Raw genomic sequence first — 1612 nt, 5'->3', positions numbered from 1 at the left:
CCTCAAGGGCCTCAAGCAGGTCGACGGCTGGCACGACATGCCCCTGACCAAGGCCGCCCAGACCGTCCAGGTCTCCGCCTACCCCGACCACTACGCCCAGTGGGAACAGCAGGCCGCCGACCTCGTCACCCAGCACTGGAACAACTGACCCGCGTACGACACGATGGCCGGCACCCCACCCGGGGTGCCGGCCATCGGCGCGTCTCCACCGGCCGGGCCGGGGGCGAGTGAGGGTCAGACCGCGCGGCGGCCCTCGAAGGCCCGACCCAGGGTGATCTCGTCGGCGTACTCCAGGTCGCCGCCGACCGGCAGGCCGCTGGCCAGGCGGGTGACCGCGATGCCCATCGGCTTGACCATCAGCGCCAGGTACGTCGCGGTCGCCTCGCCCTCGGTGTTCGGGTCGGTGGCGAGGATCAGCTCGCGGATCGTCCCCGCGCTGAGCCGGCTCATCAGCTCACGGATGCGCAGGTTGTCGGGACCGATCCCCTCCAGCGGATTGATCGCCCCGCCGAGGACGTGGTAGCGGCCCCGGAACTCACCGGTCCGCTCGATCGCCACCACGTCCTTCGGTTCCTCGACCACGCAGATCACCTCGTCGGTGCGGCGCGGGTCGCGGCAGATCCGGCACTGCTCCGACTCGGCGACGTTGAAGCAGGTGGTGCAGAACCGGACCAGGTCCTTGACCTTGCGCAGCGCACCGGCGAGCCGGGTGACGTCGGCCGGGTCCGCCGACAGGACGTGGAACGCGATCCGTTGGGCGCTCTTCGGGCCGACGCCCGGCAGCCGCCCCAACTCGTCGATCAGGTCCTGGATGGCACCCTCGTACATCTGCGGGTCAGAATCCGGGCAGGCCGAGGCCGCCCATGCCGCCGGCCACCGGGCCCATCTTCTGGTCGGTCAGCTCCTTGGCCGCCTCGGCGGCGTTGTGCAGGGCCGCGACGACCAGGTCCTCCAGGGTCTCGACGTCCTCCGGGTCGACCGCCTTCGGGTCGATCCTGATGCTCTTGACCTCGCCGGAGCCGGACACGGTCGCGGTGACCAGGCCGCCGCCGGCGGTGCCGGTCAGCTCGGCCTCGGCCAGTTCGGCCTGCGCCTTGGCGATCTGCTGCTGCATCTTCTGCGCCTGCTTCAGCATCTGCTGCATGTTCGGCTGTCCACCTGGGCGCACGGATGGCTCCTTCTCGCACTCGTCTGCTCGGCCGCGCCCAGCCTAGTCGGGCACGACCGGTGGTCTCCGGTCCGGGCGACGGCGGGTCAGCGCGCGTCCACCTCGTCGATCTTCTCGGCCCCGAACGCCTCCCGGAGCAACTGCACCGCCTGCTCCTCGCTCGACTGCCGGGCGGTCCGCTCGTCGATCACCTCGTCCAGCGGTTCGTCACCCGGGTCGAAGCCCTCGTACGCCGGGGCCGCCGCCGGCTGCGAGCGTCCACCGGCACGCCCCGGCCCGTCGTAGTCCGGGTCGTACGGCGGCTCACCGGCCCAGTCGGCGTCCGCCGTCCGGCGCGCCGGCTGGGCGGACCGTGGCCCCTTGGCGGTGCCGGCCGCTGCCGCCGCCGCGGCCGCCCGCGCCGCCGCGATCGCGCTGCTCACCGGGGCCGCGCCGGGGGCGGTC

The 1612-nt window shown here is 73.0% G+C and carries 2 protein-coding genes and 1 pseudogene; all 3 read right to left on the bottom strand.

Annotated elements, in window-relative coordinates:
• Positions 1 to 234: 234 nt before the first annotated feature.
• Entirely contained in the window at positions 235 to 828 is a 594-nt protein-coding gene (gene recR, locus B5D80_RS32640) for a recombination mediator RecR (protein WP_088647762.1), read from the bottom strand.
• A 7-nt stretch (positions 829 to 835) separates the two neighbouring features.
• Entirely contained in the window at positions 836 to 1144 is a 309-nt protein-coding gene (locus tag B5D80_RS32635; protein WP_228544755.1) for a YbaB/EbfC family nucleoid-associated protein, read from the bottom strand.
• Between the two features lie 110 nt (positions 1145 to 1254).
• Positions 1255 to 1612: pseudogene (locus B5D80_RS32630) on the bottom strand (DNA polymerase III subunit gamma and tau); the annotation flags it as partial.

Origin of the sequence: Micromonospora wenchangensis (assembly GCF_002210435.1) — a bacterium.
GTDB classification, from domain to species: Bacteria; Actinomycetota; Actinomycetes; order Mycobacteriales; family Micromonosporaceae; genus Micromonospora; species Micromonospora wenchangensis.
The sequence above is the reverse complement of the archived record's forward strand: the minus strand, read 5'-3'. Positions and strand labels throughout refer to the sequence as shown.

What these genes read in the sequence shown, in the direction of transcription:
- recR (WP_088647762.1), bottom strand. Translation starts at nt 828, where the DNA reads ATGTACGAGGGTGCCATCCAGGACCTGATCGACGAGTTGGGGCGGCTG.
- B5D80_RS32635 (WP_228544755.1), bottom strand. Translation starts at nt 1,144, where the DNA reads ATGCAGCAGATGCTGAAGCAGGCGCAGAAGATGCAGCAGCAGATCGCC.